We start from the raw sequence: 21856 nt of genomic DNA, 5'->3' as shown, positions 1-21856 counted from the left end.
AGCGGGCTTTTTTTATGCTCCCCCATTCTTGTCAATATCATCCGAGGATTAGCTAAAATCCACTTATCCACACACCCGGATTCTTCCTAGTTTCAACGTTGAAACATACAACTAGTATTCAACCATGAAAATGTACCATGTATTCCCACGCATCCTGCTCCTTATTGCCGTTCTTACCGCCACTACAGCCCGCGCGCAGAGCGGAGATCAGATACTGGACGGGATCGGAGAAACGGGGATGATTGCACGCTACGTGTTCAACGGGGATGCGAAGGACTGGTCGAGGAACAACCTGCATGCAAAGCCACAGGGAGACGTGAAGTTCGTGAACGACGCGCGCTTCGGCAAAGTGTTATCGCTTGCTAACAACAGTTATCTTTCCCTTCCGGGAGATGCGTTGACCGACCTGGAATCGCTTTCTATATCCGGATGGGTGTTCCTGCGTTCCAAACAGCCGGGACAACATTTCTTCGACTTCGGGCAGGACGCGTCCAAACACTTTTTTGCGGCGCCTGTAGGTGCAGGCGGCCAGGAAGGCTACCAGGCCGCGATCATCGCGGAGAAAGGCAAAAAAGGCGCTGTATCTGCGGCCATCGAAGCGAACAAATGGGTACACCTGGTCGTGGTGATCGATATTCCTTCCAAAACGATTACCACTTATGTAGATAGCAAACAGGCCGGCGAAGCGAAAGATATTCCGGCGGAATTGTCTGCCGTATTCGGCGAACAACCGGGCAAGTCGCAGCTGTATATTGGCAAGTCCCTATCAGCTTCCGATCCTGGCCTGGATGCCCTGGTGCGTGACTTCCGCATTTACCGCGTACCGCTAACGAGAAGACAGGTAGCCGGCATTTACGCCGGAGCTAATCGTGGTGTCAACGAAGGCTCGGTGAATACCACCGGTAAAAAAGAAGATGATCTGCAGCACTTCGCTCCCACGGAGGCGCAGTTATACAATACTTATCTCGCCAGCGTATCAGACATCAAGGTAGAAACAGAAGCTGGCAACCTGCCCAGGCTGCCCGGCCATATCGCCGGCACGTATAAAAATGGTTTGAAAGGCCCGGAAGTACGCGTGATTTGGCCCGCAGCGACAGATAACAGCGCCGTGCTGGAACCAGGCCAGTATACGATTACGGGCCGCGTAGCGGGTACAAATTTTCAACCGAAAGCGATTGTAACCGTAAAGGCCGCCGGCAAGCCAACAGCGCCGGTATCCAAACTTGACATGTTCCCGCTAAACCAGGTATCGCTCAAAATGGACGCGCATGGTCACGAAACCAAGTTTGTAGAGAACCGCGACAAGTTCATCAACACCTTAGCGAAAACAGATCCTAACTCCTTCCTCTACATGTTCCGCCATGCGTTCGGGCAGCCACAACCGGAAGGTGCTAAACCGCTCGGGGTGTGGGATAGTAAAGACACCAAATTAAGAGGCCATGCGACCGGCCACTACCTCACCGCCATTGCGCAGGCATATGCCGGTACAGGGTACGACAAAGCGTTGCAGGCGAAATTTGCGGATAAGATGGATTATATGGTGAACACTCTCTATGATCTGTCGAAACTGTCGGGCAATGCGAAAGAAACGGGCGGCGAGAGGATATCCGATCCGGCTAAAGTGCCTTATGGTCCGGGCAAATCGGCATACGATTCCGACCTCAGCGACGAAGGCATCCGCAACGATTACTGGAACTGGGGCACAGGCTTCATCAGCGCTTATCCTCCGGACCAGTTCATCATGCTCGAAAAAGGTGCTAAATATGGAGGGCAGAAAACGCAGATCTGGGCACCGTATTACACGCTGCATAAGATATTGGCCGGCCTGATAGATGTGTACCAGGTGAGCGGCAATAAGAAAGCGCTGGCAGTGGCTACCGGCATGGGCGACTGGGTGTATGCCCGCCTCAACCAGGTACCTACCGATACGCTCATTAAAATGTGGAACACCTACATTGCCGGCGAATTTGGCGGCATGAACGAATCGATGGCCCGCCTGTACGAAGTAACCGGCGATGCGAAATACCTGAAAACCGCGCAGCTGTTCGATAACATCCGCGTATTTTATGGCGATACAAAACATTCACACGGACTCGCGAAGAACGTCGACATCTTCCGTGGACTGCACGCCAATCAACACATCCCGCAGATCGTTGGCAGCATTGAAATGTATCGTGCATCCAGCAACCCGGAGTATTACAAGATCGCCGATAACTTCTGGTACAAGGCCGTGAATGATTACATGTACAGCATCGGCGGCGTAGCTGGCGCCCGCAATCCCGCGAATGCAGAATGTTTCATCAGTCAGCCCGGCACCCTGTACGAGAACGGCTTTTCCTCCGGCGGACAAAACGAGACCTGCGCCACTTACAACATGCTTAAACTCACCAGCGACCTGTTTCTTTTTAACCAGAAGCCCGAGCTGATGGATTACTATGAACGCGCGCTGTACAATCATATCCTGGCTTCTGTGGCGGAGAATAGTCCGGCCAACACCTACCACGTACCGTTACGCCCCGGTTCCGTAAAACAGTTCGGCAACGCCGATATGACCGGCTTTACCTGCTGTAACGGCACCGCGATAGAAAGCAGTACCAAACTGCAGAACGCCATCTACTTCAAAAGCAAGAATAACCAGGCCCTGTATGTGAACCTGTACGTGCCGTCCACTTTAAACTGGATCGAACGTAAAGTAACCGTGGAACAAACGACTAACTTCCCGAATGAAGATAATACCCGTCTGACCATCAAAGGCAGTGGCAAGTTCGATGTGAACGTACGCGTACCGGGATGGGCGACGAAAGGCTTCTTTGTGAAGATCAACGGCAAGGAGCAGAAACTTACGGCTAAACCGGGCACCTATCTCACCATCACCCGCAGCTGGAAAGACGGCGATGTGATCGACCTGAAGATGCCTTTCCAGTTTCACCTCGACCCCGTAATGGACCAACAGAACATTGCAAGCCTGTTTTACGGCCCCGTATTACTGGCCGCCCAGGAACCCGAAGCCAGGAAAGAATGGCGTAAGATCACCCTCGACGCTGCCGATATCAGCAAGTCGATCAAAGGCGATCCGAAAGAGTTGAAGTTTACGATCGATGAGGTGGAGTTCAAGCCGTTTTACGAAACGTACGGGCGGCATTCTGTTTATCTTGATGTGAAATTGAGATAAGCGATGGCCGTTCTGTGATCTTGCTACCCTGCGGTGATTTGCCAACTTTTACCGATCTTGGCTTTAAATCTATATGAACGGATGACGCCACAGGAAAAGATCGGTTTTAAGACGCAATTGAAGACTACGGCAGAGTTGATCATCAGGGAGCGGATCGCTGCCACGAAGGCTTTGATCGACGATGCGCAGGAGGCGGCGAATAGTGAAGGGAAAAGTTCTGCGGGAGATAAGTATGAAACCGGGAGAGCGATGGGGCACCTGCAGAAGGATATGTATGCCAGGCAGCAGGCAGAAAACCAGAAGGAGTTAGAGCATTTGCAGAAGATAAATACCGGGGTGATATTTGAGGCCGTTCAAACGGGCGCGTACGTACGTTGCGCGGAGTATTCGTTCTTTATTGCGGCAGGATTAGGCAAGCAGCGCATAGCCGATGAGACGGTATTTTTCCTTTCTCCTCATGCGCCGCTTGCATTGATATTGTTACACAAAAAAGTGGGTGACCGGTTTCTTTTTAATAAGAAAGACACGGCGATCCTCGATGTGTTTTAGACAGCTGCCGTTTCTTTAAACACAAGCCGCTCGATCACTTCCAGCACTCCTGCTTCGTTGTTATCTTTCTCTGTAACGAAATTGGCGGCCTCAATAATTTTAGGGTAGGCATTCTTCATGGCGTAACTGTGCGTTGCGGCTTTCATCATTTCGTAGTCATTCATGAAATCGCCGAACACCAGTGTTTCTTCAGGTGTAATTCCGTGTAGCTTTTGCAACATCCTTACCGCCTCACCTTTGTTCGCGTCGGGACGGGTCACGTCGAGCCAGATGCTGCCGCCGGTGGCCACCTGTAATTCGTTTTCAAAGTGTTTGAAGTAGGGATAGGTATTTTGCTCGGCACCTGCCAGGTCGCAAACAGACATTTTCAGGATCACTTCGTCTACTTTGGTGAGGTCGTCTACGATCGTGTATTGTTTATGGTAGATGCGGATGTGCTCAATAAGTGCCTCATCGGATGTCTCTATATACCACTGTTCCTTTCCGCATAAAACAGGCCATGCACCGGGCACCTGCCGGGCAGTGATCACGAGTTGTTTTACAAGGTCCGACGGCAAAGGTTTGGTAAGGATCTCGGTTTGCTGATGAACGATGAAGCTGCCGTTGTCCGAGATCGCATAAATGTCATTCATAATGGCCCCAAAGCTTTCGGTGATGCTGAAATGTGGCCTGCCGGTGGCAATGCCGAACTTGACGCCGTTGGTAAATAGCCGATCTGCAATTTCCCAGAAGCGTTCCGGTACCTGGTGCTGATCGTTTAGTAGTGTACCGTCAAGGTCGGTTACAATAAGTTTTATCATGATCTGTTGTCTTTTTAAGTCACTTTTCCTTCTATGCAAATATATGCAAATTTGCAAAATTACGCAAACACTTATCAGAGAATCTGGATTCCCCATTCCCGGTAATCATTCAGGGCGTGATGGTCGCTGTTTAAATCAGTGATCAACACATCTATCCCGCCGGGATCGCAAATTTTATAAGTGGACATCTTACGGAGACTGTCGCGATTAGCCAGCGCGACGACAGTCCTGGCCGATCTCAGCATCACACGTTTCACCTGAGCGTCCTCCTGGTAAATAGTAGAGACGCCGAACTTGGCGTCTAATCCGCAGGTACCCATGAAGTACAATTCCACATTGAAGTTATCTGCGGCAGTACAGGTTTGCGTCCCGTAAAAGATTTGCAGATGGCGGTTATAATTGCCACCCAACACGATCACGTATACATTCTTATAGGTGGCCAGTATATCGATCAGCGCGTAGTTGTTGGTCACTACAGTCAAAATGATATCGCGCGGGAACAGGGAAGCGATTGCGCACATGGTCGTGCCACCATCCATAAAAATGGTCATTCCGGATTTGATCAGCTGTTGCGCCTTCAATGCGATGGTGTCTTTTTCCTTCCGGAGATACGATTGCCGGTCCTGGAAGCTCAAAGGGTTCATGGCACGTGGTATCGCGCCGCCGCGTACCTTCGAAAGCAGTCCGCTGTTATGTAAATGCTCAATATCCCGGCGGACGGTATCGTTCGAGACGTTCAGTTCCGACGCCATCTCCTCATAAGTCACCATATCCTTTGTCTGCAGGCTGCCCAGTATAACTTCGAAGCGTTTTTCTTTAAGCATAAGTTTGTGTTTGAGAAAATTAGGGGCGACTAATCATCATGCAAAACTATGCAATTTTGCAAAATAATGCGCCGTACCGCAGAAATTTGCAGTATGCAAAAAACGCCAAAAATAAAACATGCTGATCTGAGTACCTGTACCTGTTGGAAGTTTTAGGGATGTCAACAAATCGTTACGGGATCTTGCAACACCAAATTACCCAGAAACAAGGCACTTTTTTACCCAGCCAATCAAAATCGCACAAAAGTGCTAGCCGAACCCTGCAATCGAAAGGCAATCTAAATCAAATACACATGGCATAACCCGGGCATAGCATTTGCGGGACACACGAAAACGCGTTATGACCAATGTACTCGCGACCAACATTTCATTTACAATCAACGGCACGCCCCGTACGCTTTCGCTCGCACCCTGGGTGTCGCTGCTCGATGCGCTCCGCGAACACCTCGACCTCACGGGTACCAAAAAAGGTTGCGATCACGGACAATGTGGCGCCTGCACGGTATTATGCGATGGCAAACGAACACTGAGTTGCCTCACCCTGGCCGTTATGAAAAACGGCAGTAACATCACCACCATAGAAGGTGTCGGTCAACCCGGACGACTACACGCCCTGCAACAAGCTTTCATCGACCACGACGCCTTCCAGTGTGGATATTGCACCCCCGGACAAATATGCAGCGCAATCGGTATGTTACAGGAAGGAAGGGCACAAACGCGGGAGGAAGTGAAAGAGCTCATGAGCGGCAACCTTTGTCGCTGCGGCGCGAACAATTATATCATTGATGCGATCATGGAAGTAAAAGACCAACCACGATGAAGCCATTTCACTATTATAATGCGGCCGACCCGGAAGCAGCCGTGCGACAGAAAGCCGCAGACATCAACAGCTACTTCATCGCCGGTGGCACCAATCTGCTCGACCTCTGGAAATACAATATCACTACGCCCGATGTGATGATCGACGTGTCGAAGCTCTCGGCAGAACCTGCAGCAGCTGCCATGCCGGATGGCGGTGTGCGGCTCAATGCTTTCGCTACGAATGCCGACACAGCCTATCACCCGCTGATCGAATCGCGTTACCCTTTGCTGTCTAAAGCGATACTGGCAGGCGCATCGGCACAGATCAGGAACATGGCAACCAATGGCGGCAATCTCCTGCAACGGACACGCTGCGTCTACTTCTACGACACCGCCACTCCCTGCAACAAAAGAGAACCAGGCACTGGCTGCTCGGCACTGGAGGGCGACAATCGTATGATGGCCATCCTCGGTGCCAGCGAGCATTGCATTGCGGTATTTCCATCGGACATGTGTGTAGCGCTGGCTGCACTTGAGGCTACGGTAGAGGCACAAGGACCACTGGGCACACGTAGCATCCCGTTTGCCGACTTTCATCGCCTCCCGGGGGGCAGACCCGAAATCGACAATCAGCTGCAACCGTCGGAGTTGATCACCCATATCACGTTACCGCCAAAAGGCTTTGCACAGCACTACTCCTACCTGAAAGTACGCGACCGCAACTCATATGCCTTTGCGCTTGTGTCGGTGGCTACGGGGCTGGATATTGAAGACGGGCATATCAGCCAGGCACGCATGGCGTTAGGTGGCGTAGCACATAAGCCATGGCGCGTACCGGAAGCAGAAGCTTACCTGGTCGGCAAACCGGTCACACCTGAACACTTCGAACGGGCGGCAGACATCCTGTTACAGGGCGCTGTGCCGTATGAACACAATGCATTTAAACTCACCCTCGCCCGGAGAGCGATCGTCCGCAATGCACACATGGCATTGCAGCCCGACAGTCAGCTTCCCGGCGCAAGATCAGCCTTATAAACATGACGAACAATCACCTCTCAGGCAAGCCTGTCGCACGGCTCGAAGGTCCGGACAAAGTAAGTGGTATCGCGAAATACGCGGGAGAGTATCCTGCAAAAGGTTTACGCTACGGCTATGTCGTGAACAGCATCATTACCAAGGGAAAGATCAAAAAGATCGATACGGCAATCGTAGAGGCCATACCCGGCATCATCAAAGTTTTCACGCACGAGAACCGGCCTTCACTCGCCTGGTTCAACCAGCTGTATTCCGACATGGATGCACCGCCGGGCGCGCCTTTCCGGCCGTTACATGACGAGAACATCAGCTTTAACGGACAGCCGATCGCTCTGGTGGTGGCAGAGAGCTTTGAACTGGCAAGGTATGGCGCCTCTATCCTGCACATCGAATATGAACAGGAAGCGTTTCATACTAACCTGCAGGCCAACCTGCAACATGCCCGCAAACCCAAGGCCGGATTGGCCAGCGTGCTGAAGCCGCCGCCACCTAAACCATCAGGCGACTTTGAAAAGGCATATGCAAAAGCCAAAGCACAAACATCTGCCACGTTTACACATGGCTACGAGCATCATAACCCGATGGAGCTATTCGCCACCACGGTGGTCTACGAAGGCCCCGGCAAACTCACGGTATACGATAAAACACAGGGCACGATCAACTCGCAGCTGTATATTGGTAACGTATTCGGACTCCATTATAAAAACATCCGCGTGATATCGCCCTACGTTGGCGGTGCCTTCGGATCGGGACTGCGCCCGCAGTACCAACTGTTCTTTGCCGTACTGGCGGCGCTGGAGCTTAAAGCACCCGTAAGGGTGACGCTGGACAGGCAGCAGATGTTCACCTTCGGTTTCCGGCCGCCTACCATTCAACATACCCGCTACGGCGCAGCAGCTGATGGAAAGGTCACCGCTATCAACCATGAAGCAGTGGCCATCACTTCCCGTTTCGAGGATTATATCGAGGTAGTCGTCAACTGGGCAAACATGTTATATCCTGCCCAAAACACCCTACTCAAACACCAGCTCGTACCGCTGGATGTGTATACACCTGTCGATATGCGCGCGCCGGGCGGTAGCACGGGGGTACATGCCGTGGAGAGTACAATGGACGCACTGTCCTATCAATTAGGGATCGACCCTGTAGAGTTCCGGTTAATTAATTACAGTGATACGGATGCTACGAAGGATAAGCCGTACAGCAGTAAAGAGCTGCGGCAGTGTTATAAAGAAGGAGCACTCCGCTTCGGGTGGAACGAGCGTCAACCCTTACCACGCAGCATGCGCAGGGGCAACCGCTTAGTGGGGTATGGAATGGCAACGGGCATCTGGGATGTTTTCCAGTTTCCGGCGCGTGCAGAAGCTTCCCTCACCAAAGCGGGAAAACTGCGTATCAAAAGCGCTGTTACAGATATTGGCACGGGCACCTACACGGTTATGGCGCAGGTGGCGGCAGACGAACTGGGGTTACCTTTAGACCAGGTAGAAGTACTGTACGGCGACAGCGCTCTACCCTTTTCTGCCATACAAGGCGGCTCAGCGACTACGGCATCGGTGGCCATGGCCATCAGGGGCGCTTGTGAAGGACTACGAAAACAACTGATCAGAAAAGCAAAAAGCTTAAGTAACTCTCCCCTGGCGGATGCGAAGCCGGAAGAGATCATCTTTACGAACGGGCAACTTGTGCTGAAGCATAATCCAGCGCTACATATGACGCTCGCTGACATCGCTGCGGCCAATAACGGCAAGCCCATCACCAGCAAAAAATTCACAGGTCCCGACCTCATCAAATGGAGGAAATATTCCCGTGCTGCGCACAGCGTATCATTCGTGGAATTAGAAGTGGACGAAGACCTTGGCACAGTAGATGTTACCCGGGCACTGACGATGGTTGCGGCGGGCCGTATCATCAACCCGAAAACAGCCCGCAGCCAGATCATCGGCTCGATGGTATGGGGCATCAGCAAGGCCTTGCGCGAAGAATCGATTATGGACCACCGTTATGGCCGTTTCATGAACGCGAACCTGGCGGAGTATCACTTGCCTGTGCATGCGGATGTGCATGACCTGGAAGTACATTTCGTAGAAGAGAAAGATGACATTATCAATGAACTGGGCATCAAAGGCGTAGGCGAGGTGGGCCTCACCGCTATGCCGCCCGCCATTGCCAACGCCATCTTTCACGCGACCGGTCGCAGAATTAATAAGTTCCCGATCAAAGTGGAGGACTTGTTATCTACCAGCCCTTCTTCACTTTAAACTTCCCTTCGATCTTCGCCTGTTTGTCCAGCACATCGCCATAACCTGCAGGGTCTACCAGGAATGTACCGGTGATATATCCATCTTTATCGCCCATACTGGTGATGGTAACGCCACCGCCACTCACGTGCATGCCCGCAGGCGTCAGGTAGTAAGGCACATAATTGTTGCCTTCATCGATCAGGTAATGTACGTGCGTGCCTTCGTTGGCCGCTACTTCTTTGTATGCATGTGTGCCCACACCACCCATCCACCTAATGAGAATGTAACTACCAACATCATCTCCATCGATATCAGCAATCGCATAATAACCATCGCGGAAACGTACTGCGGCACCGGCTACGCGGGTTTGCCAGGGGCCACCATCTACACGGATCTGGATCTCACTTTTACCGGGCGTGCCGTTGCCCGGGCCGCCCTGTTCAGGCGTTTCATTATCTTCTTTACTGCAAGCGAATAAAAGGACCGCAAACAAAGGGGCCAGTAACAGCCTGGGGTTAAACTTCATCTGAATTGATTTTTTGAGGTTTTAATGAATGTTATAAACAGGGCGCAAGTTACAATCTGCTGATTCATAGCGACCAGCCACGCGAATGAACTGTTACAGCAGGCGAATCAATTGTTTTTTCAGCAGACGGCGTGCAACTTTTAACGGGGCCGATCGTCTTCTCTAAAACTACTACGTCGTATGAACCTCTTTTACAAACTCTCCATTGGATTGATCCTGCTGCAAGCACCACGAGCTGCCGCACAAAGTCCCGCCGACACCCTTCTCGATAAGATGAGCCGCGGACAGTTCGAAATATCACACTACAACACCGCCTGTTACTTCGCGCTTGCAGGGAAACCAGCGATGGCTTTTCAATATCTCCAACGAGCCATAGATGAAAACTATGCGGATCCGGAGAACACTGTGAAAGACCAGGACCTCTTATCGCTGCACACGTATCCGCAGTGGCATGAAATATTGAAGCAGATGGAACATAACCGCAAACGACAACAACAAAACACTTCACTGTTCTTCAACCAGAAAACTTTTTGGGAGTCAAAACAATTCACCACACCCTACCAACCTAATCTGCCCGAAGACCAGAAAATTGCAGGTCTTTCCAAATTGTGGTCAGAAGTGAAATACAACTTTGTGAACTTCGATATTGTGCCCGAAATCAATATCGATTCGCTGTACTTTGCCTACCTGCCGAGAGTACGCCAATCGGCTTCTACCAGAGAGTACTATCGCCTGCTGGAAGAAATGGCTGCGAGCCTGCGCGACGGCCACACGAACGTATACCTGCCCGCCGAACTATCCGACTCCGTTTACACAAGGCCGTTAGTACGTACGCGGCATCGAAGACAAAGTGACCATCATTGGTGTATACGACGAAACCCTCAGCGCTAAAGGAATCAAAACGGGCATGGAAGTACTGCGCGTCAACAATATACCCGTCAAAGCATATGCAGCCCGTTACATTGCGCCCTACCAGAGCGCATCCACTGAGCAGGACAGGCAAACACGCACTTACGATTACGCATTACTGAGTGGCGCTTTACATGAACCCATACAACTGCAACTACGGGATGCTACCGGCAAAACCAGCGAGCATACCATAGCCAGGGTGAAGTCTGCCGATCGCAGTGCCAGGTTGCGTGTGCCGTCATTCGAGTATCGTATGCTGCCAGGCAACATTGCCTACGTGGCGCTCAACACCTTCGGCAACGACTCCTGTGCGAAGGCATTCGCTGCAAATTATCCGGAGATATCAAAAGCAAAAGCTATCATCTTCGATGTAAGAAATAACGGTGGTGGCAACACGTCGGTAGGATGGGCAATTCTCAACTACCTTGCGAACACGCCCGCATTGGTACACACCTCTTACACCCGCGACTACAAACCTACACATCGCGCATGGAACAGGAAGCTACAACCATCGCTTAACAGGAGCAAATTAATACCGCCGGATAAAACACCTTACAACGGGCAAGTGATCGTACTCACCAGCGCCCGTACCTTCTCCGCCGCAGAAGATTTTGCAGCCGCATTTAAAACGATGAAACGTGGCCTCATCATCGGCGAAGCTACTGGTGGCAGTTCGGGTCAACCTTTATTTATTACACTGCCCGGAAACGGCAACGCCCGCATATGCACCAAACGCGATATGCTGGGAGATGGTACTGAGTTCGTAGGCGTTGGTATACAGCCGGACAAGATCGTAAGTGCTACATTAAAAGATTTGCGTAATGGCGTTGATACAGCGTTGCAGGCGGCGATAAAATCAATACAGTAAAGCACTACAGCCGATGGCATGATTATTAGACACATCACATTTCCACCATTTGGGAAATAACTGAAACACAACTACTTGTAATAGTATTTTTCACAAAACGCAAATCCATGCGACATCCAAATGCGTAATTTATTTCAGAACCGGTTCACAGGGACCAAGCTGAAAACCCTTAACAGAGTAGGCACAGATTATTTAAACCGCGTAAAAATTTTAGCCATGAAAATGCAAGAACTTAACATCAACGAGATGCAGCAGATTAACGGTGGCCTGTTAGGCCTGTTCGGTAACGATTCTTCCAGCGCCCTGTCTGGCTTGCTCGAAGGTTACATTGGTATCACAACTGTAGACGAAGATGGCGACACTAATTCCACCAAAATTAACTTTGGTTTAGGTTCCATGTTCGGCTCATCCAGCAGCGAAGAATAGTAAGCCGCTATTCATCATATAGGGGATAACAGTAACTGTTATCCCCTTTTAATTGCAAACAAGTGATATGCCCGCCAAGCAAAACATCTTTCCTTTTGAAATCGTCAACAACTCCGTAGAAAAACATTTGCAGGCTTACGAGCCACGCAGCCGCGTATTGTACCTGTTGCTACTTACGTTGTTCCTGATCGCTATTGTACTGCTTTTTATTATTAAAGTAGACGTGACCGTTCGTAGTACAGGCTTGTTACGCTCCGAACAGGAGCGCACGGAGATACGCAGTCTCGTGAGCGGACTGGTAGACAGTGTACTCATCAAAGAAAACGAACACGTGAAGGCGGGGCAGCCACTGATCAAACTGGCAGCGGCATCCGTAGCGGATAAAAACTTGTCACTGGGTACACAGGTAAGCGAACTGCAACTGCAACAACAGGATTTGCAACAACTGGTAGCAGGCCGTAATACACGACTGAAGTCGAGCATGTACCAGCAACAGATCGCTTTGTATAACAGGCAGCTGACCGATGCAGACATTCGGCTGAACACAGCACAAAAGAAATATGAACGTTTCCGGTCCTTACACAAAGACAAAGTAATCTCCAACGCAGAGTTTGAGCGATATGATTATGAATACAAGGCGTTGATGAATGAAAAAGCGTTACTGAAAGCGCAGCAATCGGCCCGCTGGCAATCGGAGCTGACGGCACTCAACCTGCAATTACAGGAGCTGGGTGCGCGACAAACATTGTATGAAGAAGAACAGGACCAATACACCATTCGTGCAGCGGCAGACGGTTATGTGCAACAACTGAAAGGCCTGCAACGCGGCAGCACATTGGGTGCAGGAGAAGTACTGGGAGAAGTGAGTCCGGATGCCGCCTTACTGGCGGAGGTATTCGTACTGCCGAAAGACATCGGTTACATACACGAAGGCACGCCCGTACGCATGCAGGTCGATGCTTACGATTACAACCAGTGGGGCATGATTACCGGCAAAGTGGTAACGATTTCGAAAGATGTGGTGATCGATAAAGGACAACCTTTGTTTAAGATCCGTTGTGCGGTAGACCAACAGGCACTACAACTCAAAAATGGTTACAAAGGGTACATCAAAAAAGGCATGACCGTGCAGGCGAGGTTCCTCGTTACGCGACGCACACTTTTCCAGTTATTGTATGACCAGGCGGATGACTGGCTGAACCCCAACCTTGTAAAAAATGAAGCTTAACATATTACGCAATTGGCTCTCCGGTCGGCCGGCAGCCAGTAAATACACCATTCGTCAGCATGACTTAACTGATTGCGGAGCCGCCTGTATCGCCTCCGTGGCCGCATGGTTTGGTTCCCAAATCCCTATTGCCCGTATACGGCAATACGCCGCCACCGACAAAAAAGGCACCTCACTCCTGGGTATGGTGGAAGCCGCCACGCAACTAGGCTTCTCGGCAAAAGCGATACGCGCACCGTTCGAAGGCATCTATGAAATGCCGATACCCGCTATCGCGCACGTGATCATCGACAAAAAACTGCAACACTATGTAGTCGTATACGGAGCCTCTGAAAAAGGCATCAATGTAATGGATCCTGCCAAAGGCACGCTGGAAACTATGCCTGCTGATCAATTCCGGTCCATCTGGACGGGCGTAGCGTTATTGCTGGCACCTGAAGCCGACTTTCAGCCAGGCAATGAAAAAACCACCGTCGTAGAAAGATTTACTGCGTTATTGCAACCGCATAAAGGCATGCTGGTGCAGATCGTGCTTGGAGCGATGGTCTTTACGATGCTCGGCCTGTGCACTTCTATCTATCTCCAGAAAATTATCGATTATGTATTGCCCGACGGCAACCAGAACCTGCTGAACCTGATGAGCATCATGATGATCTTCATCGTGCTCAGCCAACTGTTTATCAACTATACCAAAACGTTATTGACCATCAAAACGGGCCAACAGATAGATGCCCGGCTCATACTCGGTTACTATAAACACCTGCTGCGACTGCCACAATCGTTCTTCGACAACATGCGCACCGGAGAAATCATCTCACGTATGAACGACGCCGTGAAGATCCGTATGTTCGTCAACGACGTATTGATCAACCTGGCTGTAAACATTTTTATCCTGATATTTTCTTTTGCACTGATGTTCAGCGCCTACTGGAAACTGGCTTTGTTCATGCTTACGGTGATCCCACTTTACGGCGTGGTGTATTATTTCTCTAACAAGATGAACCGCCGCACGCAGCGCAGGTTAATGGAAGATACTGCCGAACTGGAAGCGCAGCTGGTGGAGTCGGTGCAATCTATCGGCACGATCAAACGCTTTGGACTGGAATCACATGCTAACCTGAAAACGGAAAGTAAATTTGTGAAGCTGTTACAAAGTGTATATCGGTCGGGCACGAACTCTTTGCTGACGGGCAGCGGCAGCAGCCTGGTATCCGGACTATTCACCGTACTCCTGCTCTGGATCGGCAGCACGTTTGTACTCAGACACCTGTTGACGGCCGGCGAATTACTTTCTTTTTACTCCCTGATGGGTTACTTCACCGGTCCCGTCGTTAGCCTTATCGGCATGAACAAACTGATGCAGGATGCGTTGATTGCTGCCGATCGTTTGTTCGAGATCATGGACCTCGACATTGAAACACCTGCCAACAAAACCTCCCTTACACCTGCCATGGTAGGCGATATAGAGCTGAAAGACGTGAACTTCCGTTACGGCGCGCGTGTAAACGTGTTCGAGCGGCTCGACCTGCTTATCCCAAGAGGAAAGATCACTGCTATTGTGGGGGAAAGTGGCTCCGGCAAAACGACGCTCTTATCGCTATTACAACATATTTACCCGGTACAATCCGGCTCCATCACGATCGGCGGCACCGACATCCGTTATATCGACCCTGCCAGCCTGCGATCCATCGTGAGTGTAGTGCCACAGAAAGTGGATCTGTTTGCCGGCAGTGTACTGGAAAACATCGCTATCGGCGATCACGAACCGGATATGCAGAAAGTACTGGCCCTATCCCGTAAACTGGGCATCCTCAACTTTATTGAGAGCCTGCCCAATGGCTTCGATACCTGGCTGGGCGAGAACGGCGCTAACCTCTCGGGCGGGCAACGCCAAAGACTGGCCATCGCCCGTGCCCTGTACCGCGACCCGGAGGTACTCATCCTCGACGAAGCCACCTCCTCGCTGGACTCCCTTTCTGAAAGCAATATCCAACAGGCCATTGCCGACATGCGGGAGGCCGGTAAAACCATCATTATCATTGCGCATCGCCTCAGTACCGTGATGAACGCGGACAAGATCGTCGTGATGCACCAGGGCAAAGTATTAGAAGAAGGCACGCATGACGAGTTGCTGGAGCTGGATAGCGCCTACACGCGGCTGTGGGAGCAGCAGTTCCCCATCCTCCGTAAAAAAGCGGTAAAGCGTAAAAAGAAGCCCGCATCGGGCGAGGAGTAAAATACTTATCATGGTTGTTAACGCGGCTGTAAGACCGATCCGTTTTCCGTATATTTAAGTAACGATGCCACTACCATGAAATCAATCACTCCCCTCCTGCTATTGCTGCTGACCCAACTTGCTGTTACTGCACAAGTTAGTAAAGCGTATTATGGTGCAGCCAGCTGCTATATCGACCTCGATCGCACACAACCGCTCGTCTACAAAATGGGATATACGATAGATAAGGCAGGCAGCGGCCCCGTCACGATCGATACCGACACGTTGCAAACGCTGGCGGATGGTACGCTTAAAGGCCGGTTCACGACCATCATCCGCGAAAACGGCGAATATTACCTGCTGGATGGGAGGAAACAGAAAAAAGGCGACTGCACCTGATGAAAGATGCAAACGTGGCCAACAAACAGCTCAATCATGGTTATTGCCTTGGCCGATACTTCGATATGGCGGAGCACCTTAACGACAAGTTCAAGCTCAACCACCATACCTTTCGGGGCGGATTTTCTACCTGGGAAACAATCGCAGGTAAAGAACTGCCGCATGCACAGTTCCGGTTGATCGTGAACGAGCGCATAAAGTTTATCAAAGACAGCGTGTCGATGGCGAACGAGCGGCACATCGCGCTTACTAACTACCTCAAAGAAAACCTGAAAATAATTGATTACACTTCCCTGAAAGAAGCAATAGCCAAACTGCCCGCTGCGTATGCCGGCTCCAGCAAGTATTACAGCATCGTGCTGAACGAAGTGGCAAAACAACAACCCGCGTATTATTTCGGGCTGGCCAACGACTTCCCGGAGCAACGCGGGATGATCTTTTGGGCAGTAGACCGCAAAAAGGAAACGATGGACGGGTTACGTGCCGTTCCGGGACATGAGGAGTTAAAAAAGCAGTTCTTTAGTAAGAAGTAACACGCTCATACGCGTAACGTGCCGTTACGGAAGCTTCCAGCGACTGGAACAAGCCAGTGTCCGGGGCGGCGAGGCGTAATGGGGTAAGACTACTGAACTTCTTACAATCGCGCACCATATGTGCCTGGTCCGAATAGCCTAACGGATAACTCAATCCCGCCCACTTGATCGGCTTCCCACCCGCACTGCGGATGTATTGATACAATCGCCTGAACCGGATAATCTGCTGGTAATTTTTAGGACTGATCCCGATAGACTGCTTAAAGTTCCGCTCCAGTTGCCGGCGACTAATGCACAGCTGCTCACTCAACGCCTCCACCGATAAAGGCTCCTGGCTTTTACGAATCAGGCGACAACCCTCCGCCACAGCGTTATGATCAGGCGTCATCGCGTGCAGTCTGCCCAGGAAAAAAGACTCCATGCGCACGATCAGCGTAGCCACATCGCGCTTTTCGAAGAACCGCTGTAACCAGCGTTTTTGCTTTACCGGCAATACCGCATCCGCATCCGTTACCTGGTTATACAAAATGGATACGGGTATATCGAAGAATAATTCCAGCGCCTCCGGGCGCATACGTACGCCAAACAGCGTGGATCCCGGGCTCGCCTTCCACAAGTCCGTATAATCGAAAAGCCCGGTAAAAAAGGCGTTATATGACTTCCCCCAGCCTTCTCCATGTAAGTTTAAGATATGGCTGGGCTGCTCCTCCATATGAATAATCAATTCAGCAGTGCCGAGGGGCACACAATAATTCACAGGCTGGCTGTCTACGTCCGGGGACGGTGGGGCCGTGTATGTCCAGAAACACTCGATATAGGCCGCTAAGGGGTCGCAGGGCTTGTATTCGCGATAGTTCATGTGCTTTGCTCTTTACAACTGTACAAAATTAACAGCCATCAGTATGTAACAAAGAAAAGGGGGAATGAACTGTTAGAATCGATGGATGAAATGTAGGCAAAAGAAAAGCTCCCGGAAGAAAAGTTGCTGATCACCGCAAAAGCAACTTCCTGACATACGTCAGTTTTACCAATCACTTGCGCGGATACTTTTGTAGTCATGAAGCATCAACTCAAATCCATCCACGCTGTACCGCCCCTCGAAGCGATCAAGATCGCACACTTGCCCGCGCCCGTTTTTTACCTGCAACGGGTGCTGGTCGATAATGGTAAACGGCTCGTCAACCTGGCGATCGACGCCATCATCTACCTGAAAGCCGACCGTGAATACACATGGATCCATACGGCCGATCGCACGTACCTCACGGCACACGGCATCAGTTATATAGAAAAGAAACTGGACCCCGCGCTGTTCATCCGCATTCATCGCTCGTACATTGTAAACCTGCAACATGTAAAGGAAATACGCCGCGATCATACGCGGTTGGTAGTAACGCTGCCTAATAACGTGGAAGTGGCTGTGAGTCGGAATTATATGCCCGCCCTCAAACAACTGATCTTATGACTTCTGCCTCGTCTGCTTACGAATGCGGCTCAGGCTATCCTGGTGAATATTCAGGAACGATGCTATATATTTTACGGGAACATCCCTGATTACCTCTGGTTGCTCATCCATCAATTTCTGATAACGCTCTTCCGCACTCAGGCACAAGGCATCCACCTGGTTATCCTGCACCCAGGTCATTACCCGTTCCATCAGCGACCAGAAAACCTCCTGCCCATGATGCAGCTCTTTCATGATAAAATCAACTTCCTGCTTCCCCCATTCCAGCACTTCCACCTCCGTAAGTGTTTCCAGCGAACAGGAAGAGGGTACGCCATTGGTGAGATATAACGGCGTGGAGATAAACTCCTGGCTGGAAATCATGCCCAGTGTAAAATCCATCCCGCGATGCTCGCGCGCCAGGCGCACAATGCCCGAGTTCAGGAAATACAGTTTCTCTACCAGTTTACCTTGTTCCATGATCACAGTATGTTTGGGAATCGTAAGTCGTTTTGTGACGGAACGCACAGCCGCAAATTCACCATCAGTCAGGTAAATCCGGCGATCGCGCAGGAATCGGCAGGCAGGGAGATATTCCGGGTATTGCTGTTGCATGGGGCATGGTTGTGTAGCAACAAGATAGCAAAAATTCCCTATCTTGACCGGATGTTCCGCTACCTCCTCCTATTATGCCTCCCGCTGTCGCTCTGCGCACAACGTCCGTCGGTACACGACCCGGTAATGATCCGCCAGGATAGTACTTATTACCTCTTCGCCACCGGCAGAGGCATCGCAGTATGGTCATCAACCGACCGCCAGACCTGGAAGCGCGGGAAGCCCGTATTTGACAAAGCGCCGGAATGGGCCGTACAGGCCGTACCCGGTTATAATGGCCACACCTGGGCGCCGGACATCCAATATCACAAAGGTGTGTATTACCTGTTCTACTCCGTATCCACCTTCGGTAAAAACGGCTCCTGCATCGGACTGGCGACTAATACCAGCCTGCAAGCCGGTTCTCCCTGGAAAGATCATGGTAAGGTGATACAGTCAACGCCCGGGCAGGACGACTGGAACGCCATCGACCCCAATCTCATTTTCGATGAAAAAGATCGTCCCTGGCTTAGCTTCGGCTCATTCTGGAGCGGCTTGAAGATCACACAACTCAACGACACCCTCACGGCCCCTGTTGGCAAACTGTATAGCATCGCCAGCCGGCAAACGAGTAACAAGGCGATAGAAGCCCCTTTTATTTTTAAGAAAGACGGCTACTATTACCTGTTCGCCTCCACTGACTTCTGCTGCCGCGGCGTAAACAGCACTTACAAGATGATCGTCGGCCGCGCCAGACAATTGTCGGGGCCTTATCTCGATAAAGACGGCAAAGACCTGCAGCAGGGCGGCGGCACCCTGCTGCTCGAAGGTAACGCCGACTGGCATGGGGTTGGACACAACTCCGTGTATACGTTTGACGGGAAAGACTATCTCGTTTTTCACGGCTATGATGCGCATGATAACGGTCGCTCGAAATTGCGTATGGAAGTATTGTCCTGGTGGGACGGGTGGCCTCGCATCGAGAAATAATAAGCAGTTCACCAGCAGTAAAACAGCCATCAGCCGCCGTTGTGTCACTCACTTCGGCGGCGTTACACCGCTCTACATCCTCCCCTTCTCTTCCGAATTATTCACCTCCACTTTCTTCTTATCAAACACCTTACCCGCACTAAAATTCCACGTCAGCGAAATCATACCCGTCCGCGTTGGGCGCTTCTGGTAAAACAGGATGCTGGTGCCTTCGTACTTAGTAAGGGTCTTTTCCCGGGAGGTGTTAAATATATCGGTAACGCCAACACGTACACGCAGCTTATTCTTAAAGAAGGAACGCGTAGCCCCTATGTCTGTATAAAACACGCTGTACTGTAATGCATTCTCAGAGCGGTAAGGCGAGGTATATTCGCTGTACAGATCAAAGTCTGCGACCTTCGGCCATTTGTAAATCTGCGTCATCTTTAACGCCACGGAGGCACGACGAATAGTGCGTTCAACAAAATCGGCGCTGGACTGGTAAGCTTGCAGGCCGTAATTCATACGCCAGTTAGGATTAATCGTAATGGGCAAATCCAGCGAAACACCCAACTCCGTAGCGTAAGGAAAGTTCTGCGATTTATATTCTACGATATTATTATCCAGCGTCGAGGCGCTCTGCGAAATATAGTCGCGGGTATAGCGATAGTACAGGCCCACGTTAAACGCATGCTTCCAGGTGTAGCCGGCTTGCAGACTGTGGGTATACTGAGGCTGCAGGTCGGGATTGCCGGTGAGTATTTCAAAATCGGTTACCTGTAAGCGGTACGGATTAAGATCATTAAAGGCCGGGCGACCCACACGTCGTGCGTAGCTAAGCTGCACGGAGTTACCTTTGGTCTCGTTTAACTGGTGACTGATAAACAGCGAAGGAAACAAGCCGAAGTAGTCACGGCGAATCGTTTGTCCGTTCGTAACAGAGTGGCCGCGAGACCAGGTCTGCTCGCCCCGCAGGCCACCCTTCACACTGGTTTTATGTATGACGGTTTCAAAACTTGCATAAGCCATCAGCAAATCTTCGTTATAGACGAACTCGTTACTTGCCCCTTCATTCTTCACCCAACCTGATCCGGCCGCATCTTCTGCATAAATGCTGTTCTCGCGATCTGTACGCACGTATTTTACACCGGTCTTGAACTGCGATTTGGAATTAAAAGCTTTCGTGTAATCAGCCTGACTGCTATACAAATCCGTTTGCCCCGGCGTAGTCGTGCGGAAGCCCCTGTCACGGCTGGCGTCGCTATAGGCAGATGATAAGGTGTTGGTTTCATCTTTACGCTGGCGGGCGTAATCCGCAATCACTTTCAGCGAAGAGCCCAGGGAATCTGTTTTCCAGACGTAGGATGCAGTAGTACTGCTTACCCGCGGCTCCCGCTCCCAGAAGCTACGCGAATAACCGGTAACGGCGTCATACGTTACATCGGCATCAAACCCCTGGCGAAAGTGATTGGCCGAGGCATTGTGTTGTACAGTGAGCGAATGCATGGGCGATATATCCAACACAAAACCGGCCCGGTATTGCTGACGTGTATTGTTATTATCCCGGCCGCTGCGACTGCGAAATTTACTGCCGTCTGCGTAATCGGTGTTTACATATCCGTGGTAATTACTTTTATCGCGGGCAGCATTGTAGCCACCGAAAGCATACCACCTACCAGCTTTATAGTCCAGGGAGGCTCCCCCGGCAAAAAACGGCCGCTCGTCCTGCTGACGATACTGCGCATTCAGTAAACCAGAAACACCTTGCTGCCGGCCGCGTTTGAGCACAATGTGTACAATACCGCCGGTAGCACTGGCCTCGTATTCAGATGGCGGATTGGGAATGACTTCTATCTTACTGATATCCTCAGAGCGGAAAGACCGCAGCAAATCTGCCAGTTCGCCTGCCGACATGCGCTGCACCACGTCATTGATCATCACCATCACGCCGCGGGCGCCGTTGATACTGATCTGGCCGTTAGCACCTACCCATAGTCCGGGAGACTTCTGCAACACTTCCAGCCCGTTGTAACCGTTGGCTAGTTCGCTGTTTTCTATGTCGAGTATGGTGCGGTCGGATTTACGGGTTACAAATGGTTTACGGGCGGATACGTTGACGGTCTTTAACTGTTTTGCCGTATCCTGCTGGGCGAACAAAGGCAACGTAAAAGATATGGCTGCAATGATCAATGAGAGTCGCTTCATAATACACACATTTTAAGTTTGGGTAGATGAAGGGGCATGCATAGACATACATCCCCGTACACAAACTATTTATAAAAAAAGTATGTATCAAAGGTAAAGCAGTGACTTACAGGTGCGGA

The 21856-nt window shown here is 50.9% G+C and carries 20 protein-coding genes; 14 read left to right on the top strand and 6 right to left on the bottom strand.

Annotated elements, in window-relative coordinates; genetic code table 11:
* The first annotated feature begins 124 nt into the window (after nucleotides 1-124).
* Together MKQ68_RS07520 and MKQ68_RS07515 are read left to right on the top strand one after the other, a co-directional pair.
* Nucleotides 125-3172: a beta-L-arabinofuranosidase domain-containing protein gene (locus MKQ68_RS07520; RefSeq protein WP_264282752.1), complete on the top strand. Its 3048-nt coding sequence runs from the start codon at nucleotides 125-127 to the stop codon at nucleotides 3170-3172.
* 81 nt (nucleotides 3173-3253) lie between these two features.
* Nucleotides 3254-3721 (top strand): hypothetical protein, encoded by a 468-nt coding sequence (locus tag MKQ68_RS07515; RefSeq protein WP_264282751.1) that lies wholly within the window; start codon nucleotides 3254-3256, stop codon nucleotides 3719-3721.
* Here the strand turns inward: MKQ68_RS07515 and MKQ68_RS07510 are convergent.
* Entirely contained in the window at nucleotides 3718-4521 is an 804-nt protein-coding gene (locus MKQ68_RS07510) for an HAD family hydrolase (RefSeq protein WP_244838331.1), read from the bottom strand. The two genes, MKQ68_RS07515 and MKQ68_RS07510, sit on opposite strands and share 4 nt — an antisense overlap.
* 74 nt (nucleotides 4522-4595) lie before the next feature.
* Nucleotides 4596-5345 (bottom strand): DeoR/GlpR family DNA-binding transcription regulator, encoded by a 750-nt coding sequence (locus MKQ68_RS07505; RefSeq protein WP_264282750.1) that lies wholly within the window; start codon nucleotides 5343-5345, stop codon nucleotides 4596-4598.
* Between the two features lie 340 nt (nucleotides 5346-5685).
* Between MKQ68_RS07505 and MKQ68_RS07500 the strand changes: the two genes are divergently transcribed.
* From MKQ68_RS07500 to MKQ68_RS07490, 3 genes are read left to right on the top strand one after another with little or no spacing between them, the layout of a single operon-like run.
* Nucleotides 5686-6165, top strand: a complete 480-nt coding sequence (locus MKQ68_RS07500; protein ID WP_264282749.1) for a (2Fe-2S)-binding protein — start codon at nucleotides 5686-5688, stop codon at nucleotides 6163-6165.
* Nucleotides 6162-7181, top strand: a complete 1020-nt coding sequence (locus MKQ68_RS07495) for an FAD binding domain-containing protein (protein WP_244838340.1) — start codon at nucleotides 6162-6164, stop codon at nucleotides 7179-7181. Before MKQ68_RS07500 ends, MKQ68_RS07495 begins: the two co-directional genes overlap by 4 nt.
* Nucleotides 7182-7183: 2 nt before the next feature.
* Nucleotides 7184-9442: a xanthine dehydrogenase family protein molybdopterin-binding subunit gene (locus MKQ68_RS07490; RefSeq protein WP_264282748.1), complete on the top strand. Its 2259-nt coding sequence runs from the start codon at nucleotides 7184-7186 to the stop codon at nucleotides 9440-9442.
* Here the strand turns inward: MKQ68_RS07490 and MKQ68_RS07485 are convergent.
* The gene (locus tag MKQ68_RS07485; protein ID WP_244838344.1) at nucleotides 9420-9950 is read right to left on the bottom strand and encodes a hypothetical protein; all 531 of its coding nucleotides are present in this window, start codon (nucleotides 9948-9950) and stop codon (nucleotides 9420-9422) included. The two genes, MKQ68_RS07490 and MKQ68_RS07485, sit on opposite strands and share 23 nt — an antisense overlap.
* Before the next feature lie 180 nt (nucleotides 9951-10130).
* Between MKQ68_RS07485 and MKQ68_RS07480 the strand changes: the two genes are divergently transcribed.
* From MKQ68_RS07480 to MKQ68_RS07450, 7 genes are all read left to right on the top strand, one after another.
* Entirely contained in the window at nucleotides 10131-10841 is a 711-nt protein-coding gene (locus MKQ68_RS07480) for a TPR end-of-group domain-containing protein (protein ID WP_264282747.1), read from the top strand.
* Nucleotides 10801-11727, top strand: a complete 927-nt coding sequence (locus MKQ68_RS07475) for a S41 family peptidase (RefSeq protein ID WP_264282746.1) — start codon at nucleotides 10801-10803, stop codon at nucleotides 11725-11727. The genes MKQ68_RS07480 and MKQ68_RS07475 overlap by 41 nt, the downstream gene beginning before the upstream one ends.
* Before the next feature lie 216 nt (nucleotides 11728-11943).
* A complete protein-coding gene (locus tag MKQ68_RS07470; RefSeq protein ID WP_244838368.1) occupies nucleotides 11944-12153 on the top strand; it encodes a bacteriocin in 210 nt (69 codons plus the stop codon).
* Between the two features lie 67 nt (nucleotides 12154-12220).
* Entirely contained in the window at nucleotides 12221-13381 is a 1161-nt protein-coding gene (locus MKQ68_RS07465; protein ID WP_264282745.1) for an HlyD family secretion protein, read from the top strand.
* On the top strand, nucleotides 13371-15617 hold the full coding sequence (locus tag MKQ68_RS07460) for a peptidase domain-containing ABC transporter (protein ID WP_264282744.1): 2247 nt from the start codon (nucleotides 13371-13373) through the stop codon (nucleotides 15615-15617). Before MKQ68_RS07465 ends, MKQ68_RS07460 begins: the two co-directional genes overlap by 11 nt.
* A 75-nt stretch (nucleotides 15618-15692) precedes the next feature.
* Nucleotides 15693-15995, top strand: coding sequence for a hypothetical protein (locus MKQ68_RS07455; protein WP_244838386.1), 303 nt, complete (start codon nucleotides 15693-15695; stop codon nucleotides 15993-15995).
* The gene (locus MKQ68_RS07450) at nucleotides 15995-16528 is read left to right on the top strand and encodes a hypothetical protein (RefSeq protein WP_264282743.1); all 534 of its coding nucleotides are present in this window, start codon (nucleotides 15995-15997) and stop codon (nucleotides 16526-16528) included. Before MKQ68_RS07455 ends, MKQ68_RS07450 begins: the two co-directional genes overlap by 1 nt.
* Here the strand turns inward: MKQ68_RS07450 and MKQ68_RS07445 are convergent.
* Nucleotides 16515-17387: a helix-turn-helix domain-containing protein gene (locus tag MKQ68_RS07445; RefSeq protein ID WP_264282742.1), complete on the bottom strand. Its 873-nt coding sequence runs from the start codon at nucleotides 17385-17387 to the stop codon at nucleotides 16515-16517. The two genes, MKQ68_RS07450 and MKQ68_RS07445, sit on opposite strands and share 14 nt — an antisense overlap.
* 198 nt (nucleotides 17388-17585) lie before the next feature.
* On the opposite strand from MKQ68_RS07445, the gene MKQ68_RS07440 reads away from it, so the two are divergent.
* Nucleotides 17586-17990, top strand: coding sequence for a LytR/AlgR family response regulator transcription factor (locus MKQ68_RS07440; RefSeq protein WP_244838393.1), 405 nt, complete (start codon nucleotides 17586-17588; stop codon nucleotides 17988-17990).
* Here the strand turns inward: MKQ68_RS07440 and MKQ68_RS07435 are convergent.
* Nucleotides 17985-18449: a Crp/Fnr family transcriptional regulator gene (locus MKQ68_RS07435; RefSeq protein WP_264282741.1), complete on the bottom strand. Its 465-nt coding sequence runs from the start codon at nucleotides 18447-18449 to the stop codon at nucleotides 17985-17987. The genes MKQ68_RS07440 and MKQ68_RS07435 overlap by 6 nt on opposite strands.
* Nucleotides 18450-18458: 9 nt before the next feature.
* Between MKQ68_RS07435 and MKQ68_RS07430 the strand changes: the two genes are divergently transcribed.
* Nucleotides 18459-19553: a family 43 glycosylhydrolase gene (locus MKQ68_RS07430; RefSeq protein WP_264282740.1), complete on the top strand. Its 1095-nt coding sequence runs from the start codon at nucleotides 18459-18461 to the stop codon at nucleotides 19551-19553.
* Nucleotides 19554-19625: 72 nt separating this feature from the next.
* On the opposite strand, the gene MKQ68_RS07425 is transcribed toward MKQ68_RS07430, so the two are convergent.
* Entirely contained in the window at nucleotides 19626-21737 is a 2112-nt protein-coding gene (locus tag MKQ68_RS07425) for an outer membrane beta-barrel family protein (protein ID WP_264282739.1), read from the bottom strand.
* Between the last annotated feature and the right edge of the window lie 119 nt (nucleotides 21738-21856).

It is taken from the genome of Chitinophaga horti (assembly GCF_022867795.2).
Lineage (GTDB): Bacteria > Bacteroidota > Bacteroidia > Chitinophagales > Chitinophagaceae > Chitinophaga > Chitinophaga horti.
The sequence above is the reverse complement of the archived record's forward strand: the minus strand, read 5'-3'. Positions and strand labels throughout refer to the sequence as shown.